Origin of the sequence: Planktothrix sp. FACHB-1355, from assembly GCF_014748295.1 — a bacterium.
In the GTDB taxonomy this organism is placed as follows: Bacteria; Cyanobacteriota; Cyanobacteriia; order Cyanobacteriales; family Aerosakkonemataceae; genus Aerosakkonema; species Aerosakkonema funiforme_A.
Genome location: NZ_JACJUP010000411.1, coordinates 1 through 5,177 on the forward strand (window position 1 = coordinate 1; position 5,177 = coordinate 5,177).

At 42.3% G+C, this 5,177-nt stretch carries 3 protein-coding genes; all 3 read left to right on the forward strand.

Annotated elements, in window-relative coordinates:
• The first annotated feature begins 97 nt into the window (after positions 1 to 97).
• The 3 genes from rfbB (at position 98) to H6S82_RS32790 (ending at position 5,028) form a co-directional block, all read left to right on the forward strand.
• Entirely contained in the window at positions 98 to 1,213 is a 1,116-nt protein-coding gene (rfbB, locus tag H6S82_RS17170) for a dTDP-glucose 4,6-dehydratase (RefSeq protein WP_190461182.1), read from the forward strand.
• A 166-nt stretch (positions 1,214 to 1,379) separates the two neighbouring features.
• A complete protein-coding gene (locus H6S82_RS17175; RefSeq protein WP_190461184.1) occupies positions 1,380 to 3,812 on the forward strand; it encodes a hypothetical protein in 2,433 nt (810 codons plus the stop codon).
• 274 nt (positions 3,813 to 4,086) lie between these two features.
• Complete coding sequence (locus tag H6S82_RS32790; protein WP_199315076.1) at positions 4,087 to 5,028, forward strand: pentapeptide repeat-containing protein; 942 nt, start codon at positions 4,087 to 4,089, stop codon at positions 5,026 to 5,028.
• Positions 5,029 to 5,177 lie beyond the last annotated feature (149 nt).

Genomic DNA, 5,177 nt, shown 5'->3' on the forward strand with positions numbered 1-5,177 from the left:
CACCTGAGTCACCATAAGTCTCCTCACACCAACTGATAGACTTCCTTATAATACGGCTGACAAAAGTTTAAACCGGAGCAGGTAAAAATTTCAGAAAATGACAAACTCTAGGAAAGAAAATAACGATCGAGTACCCCGACGATTGCTGGTAACGGGTGGTGCTGGGTTTATCGGCTCGAATTTCGTGCATTACTGGTGCGAAAATTATCCCGACGATCGGGTGGTAGTTCTCGACGCGCTTACTTATGCAGGAAATCGTCGCACTTTGGCAGCTTTGGAGGAACGACCAAATTTCCGGTTTGTGGAGGGGAATATATGCGATCGCGCCCTCGCCGATCGATTATTACAAGCAGAAAAGATCGATACTGTTGCCCATTTTGCCGCTGAATCTCATGTCGATCGATCTATTTTAGGCCCTGGTGCGTTTGTCCAAACCAATGTAGTCGGTACTTTCACCCTGCTGGAAGCTTTTCGACAACACTGGAATATTACCGCTAACTCCGCCGTCAACGAGGGGGAACAACAATACCGCTTTCTCCACGTTTCCACAGATGAAGTTTACGGTAGCCTTGGCCCTAACGATCCGGCCTTTACAGAAACGACACCTTATGCTCCCAACAGTCCTTATTCGGCGTCCAAAGCCGGTAGCGACCATTTAGTTCGCGCCTATCACCACACCTACGGTTTGCCGACAATTATCACTAATTGTTCTAACAATTACGGCCCCTATCAGTTTCCCGAAAAGCTGATTCCGCTGATGTGTATTAATGCTTTAATCGGCAAAAATCTGCCGGTTTATGGAGATGGTCAAAATGTGCGCGATTGGCTTTTTGTGATAGACCATTGTCGTGCTTTGGATGTTGTTATTCATCGCGGCAAACCGGGTGAAACTTACAATGTTGGGGGAAATAACGAAGTTAAAAATATCGATTTAGTGAAAACTTTGTGTCAGTTAATGGATGAATTATCTCCCGATTTGCCTGTGCGTCCTTGCAGTAATTTGATTACCTTTGTGAAGGATAGACCGGGACACGATCGCAGATATGCGATTAATTCTACTAAGCTGAAAACTCAGTTGGGTTGGACTCCTTCTGTCACGGTTGAAGAGGGTTTACGAAAAACGGTTGCATGGTATTTAACTCATCGCGATTGGTGGGAACCATTGCTGTCAGAAGAATATCAGGCTTATTATCGGCAGGTTTATGTTTCTTAGCAGAATATCCTCAGTTACAATTAGGGGAAATCTAGATCCAGATCTGGCGCTTTGGTCGATCGCATCCTATACTCATATAGATTGGTGAGTAATTTGCTAGATACAAAAGCACGAAGCAATTATTTGTTTGTTTTTGTTTGCGATTGAACTTAACAGTGTGAGGAGTATGAACGCAGAAGTCACGGTGAAGAGAGAAACTTATGCAGGGTTATTTGCGATCGCACTCGCAACTTTGATGTTTGAAATCCTGCTCACGCGCATTTTCAGCGTGACGATGTGGTATCATTTTGCTTTTATGGCTACATCGGTAGCGATGTTCGGGATGACATTAGGCGCAGTTTTGGTATATTTGTTGCCCAACTATTTTACTAAAGAACGAGCAAAGTTTCATTTAGCTAGTACTTCTTTACTGTTTGCTATCTCGATTGTTATTAGCTTTTTAGCACATATAAATATTCCGTTCGTTCCCAGCTTGTCGATCGAAGGAATAGCTTCACTAACTTTAACATATATAGTAATATCAATACCATTTTTATTCAGTGGAATTTGTATATGTTTGGCTTTGACAAAATTTCCTCACCAAGTTAGCAAACTTTATGCTTACGACCTTGCTGGTGCATCGCTTGGCTGCATCCTCCTCGTATACATTATCGGCATCACCGATGGGCCAACAGCAGTAATTATAGTTGCTTTTCTTGCTAGTATCGGTGCTATTTTATTTGCATCTGATGCGGCATCAAAAAAACTCATACAAATTGCTTTAATATCTACAATTTTACTCGGTTCCTTTGCTGTAATTAACACAATTTTGGTAAATCAGCAATCTCCTTTACTGCGGTTAATGTGGGTGAAAGGAAAGTTTGAATCAGCACCAATCTACGAAAAGTGGAATTCTTTTTCTAGAATTACTGTCAGCGAAGATAGAGACCCGGAACATCCCTTTGGTTGGGGGTTTAGTGCAGTTGTTCCTTTTAAGGATAAAATCGAAGAGCGAGTATTAAAAATAGATGCTAGCGCTGCTACGGTTATCACCAAGTTTGATGGGGATTTCAGTAAATTGGAATATCTAAAATACGATATCACCAATTTAGCTCATTATCTTCGTAAAAATGCCAAAGTTTTGGCGATCGGCAGTGGCGGCGGTAGGGATATACTTTCGGCTTTATTGTTTGGACAAAAGTCGGTTTTGGGAGTTGAAATTAATCACGATATCATCAACGCCATAACTAAAAAGTTTGGTGATTTTACCGGACATTTAGATAAAAATCCTAAAGTTACTTTTGTAGCTGATGAAGCACGTAGCTACATTGCTCGATCGCAAGATAAATTCGATCTAATTCAGGTTTCCTTAATTGACACTTGGGCTGCAACTGCATCGGGTGCATTTGTACTATCAGAAAATTCACTTTACACCATTGAAGGTTGGAAAGTTTTCCTAGAACATCTCACCGATAAGGGTATTTTAACTCTATCCCGTTGGTATGTGGGAAATAATCCGGGTGAGATGTATAGGTTGACTGCTTTGGCGACTGCTTCCCTGAAAAAATTGGGAATTGAAAATACACGCGATCGCATCATCATTGTCAGGCGAATGTTTGGCGGAAACGAAAATGAGGCGACTGGTGTGGGCACAATGCTGGTAAGCAAACAACCATTTTCCAAACAAGATTTGGATACCCTGCAAAAAGTTGCTAAGCAAATGCAATTTGAAATCGCACTCAGTCCGCAATTTGCTATAGATAATAACTTTAAAACAATTGCCGATGACAAAAAACTCGATGAATTTGTAGCTAAATTTCCTCTCAATATTGCGCCACCCACTGATGACAGTCCCTTTTTCTTTAATATGCTGCGCCTGCGAGATGCCTTCAATCCAAAACTCTGGTATCAGGAAGCTTGGAGTTCTAACCTGAAAGCAGTTGTAATTTTGGGCGCTTTACTCATAATTGTGGTAGTGCTGACATTTCTCTGCATTATTGTGCCGCTGCTTCTTACCACAAAAAAGGCGATTTTAAAAGATGCTTTGCCACTTTCCCTATTTTTCGCTGGCATAGGTTTGGGCTTTATGTTGGTAGAAATTTCCCAAATGCAGCGATTGATTGTCTTTTTGGGACATCCGACTTACGGACTATCTGTGGTGCTGTTTTCCTTATTGCTTTCCAGCGGTTTGGGAAGTTATTCCACCCAAAAAGTCAGCACTCAAGGTATGGTAAGTGCAGCAACTTTACGGCTGTTTTTGCTGTTATTTATTCTATACGTATTTGGCAGATTTACTCCTCATGCGATCGCCCTATTTGAGAATGCCACAACAACCGTTCGCATTCTGGTAGCAACAGGCATCCTTTTACCCTTGGGTTTCTTTATGGGAATGGCATTTCCCCTGGGAATGCAGATAGCATCTAAAAAGTCTACCGAATTAACGCCTTGGTTGTGGGGAATTAACGGGGCAACTTCAGTTTGCGCCTCTGTATTGGCAGTGGCGATCGCCATTAATTCGAGCATATCGGCATCGTTTTGGACTGGTTTTACTTGTTATGTAGTTGCTGTTATTGCCTTTGTTTGGGCAAGTCGAGATAAGGGTGTAATTGGAAAAATTTGATTCCGGTTTTTTTACCGATACTCTTGACAAATGTCAAAATATTTGGTCATATCTAGTTGAGATATTTATATCGTGTCCGGTTGCATCGGTAGTGTAAAACTGATACGAAGGATTATTTGTGGGAGTCGGCGGTTAAATTTTTACCGCAGATGTAGGCAGATAAACGCAGATGAACGCAGATAAGAAGTCAGATAAGAACGTATTTTTTTATGCAAACGATGCAACTGGATATGATATTAATCAATACCATAAAAACTGGAACTTATAATTAGCGATGAAAAACTGGAAATGTTGGTTAAAACTTCAAACGATCGGCAGTGTCGCACTCTTGAATGTTTTGCCGTCACTGTCTCCAGTAAATGCTTTTAATGCTTCGCAGGTCAAACAACTGCTGCAAACAAAAGAATGTTCGAGATGTGACCTTAGTGGGGCTAACCTGAGCGGTGCTGACTTGAGTTTTGCCATTCTTACGGATGCTAATTTAACTGAAGCTAATCTGCAAAATGCGAATCTCAGTCAAGCGGATCTCAGTCGCGCTAATTTAAGTAAAGCTAATTTGAGTCGGTCGAATTTGAATCGCGCTTATTTAATGAATGCGAATTTAGATGACACTAATTTGTCAGGTGCTTCTGTGCAGGGAACAAGAGGTTTGCCAATATTTCCCATCGCCAACATTCCCACTCTCAACTTACCACCTCTCAGGTTATCGCAGAGACGATCACCACCTCTCCCATCTTTAAGATTACGTCCTATACCACCTCCACCACCTCCCCCATCTTTAAGATTACCTCCCATACCACCTGCACCAGTTCTCCCACCTCCTCTGCGGCTTCCTACCGCAACACCCGTTCGCATAGCGCCATCTCCTGTATCGCGACAAGCGACAAGCGCTCAAATATCGCCAAATTGGCGGCTCCCAGAACGGGATGTTTCGGCATTACCGTCACACGTAGCGGAAGTTAATAGATACTTCGTCAACCGTTGGAAATCACCTGCTAATTTGACGACTAGCTTGGTGTACACTTTGGTATTGAATAACGATGGATCTATAAGGCAGATTATTCCGCACGGAAAAGTAGACGAAACTTATTTAGACAGAACGGAAATGCCACTTCTAGGAGAACGATTTGTGTCGCCTTTTCCGTCAGGGGAAACTAATAAAATTCGACTCATTTTGATGCCAGGAGGTAGAGTATTTACGTTCCCGGAGCCTTAAACGATCGGTGAGTAGTTTTTCGCGATCGCTTCCGTTAGTATCCTGCGATCAGCTGAGGTAAAGTTTGCCACAGAAAGACGATGACAGCTGCGATCGCTAATATTCCCTGAATCAAACGCCCCACGACCGAACCCACCACAATTCCAATT

Excerpts from the sequence above, each read along its gene's own strand:
- rfbB (WP_190461182.1), top strand. The coding sequence starts at position 98 with ATGACAAACTCTAGGAAAGAAAATAACGATCGAGTACCCCGACGATTG.
- H6S82_RS32790 (WP_199315076.1), top strand. The coding sequence starts at position 4,087 with ATGAAAAACTGGAAATGTTGGTTAAAACTTCAAACGATCGGCAGTGTC.
- H6S82_RS17175 (WP_190461184.1), top strand. The coding sequence starts at position 1,380 with ATGAACGCAGAAGTCACGGTGAAGAGAGAAACTTATGCAGGGTTATTT.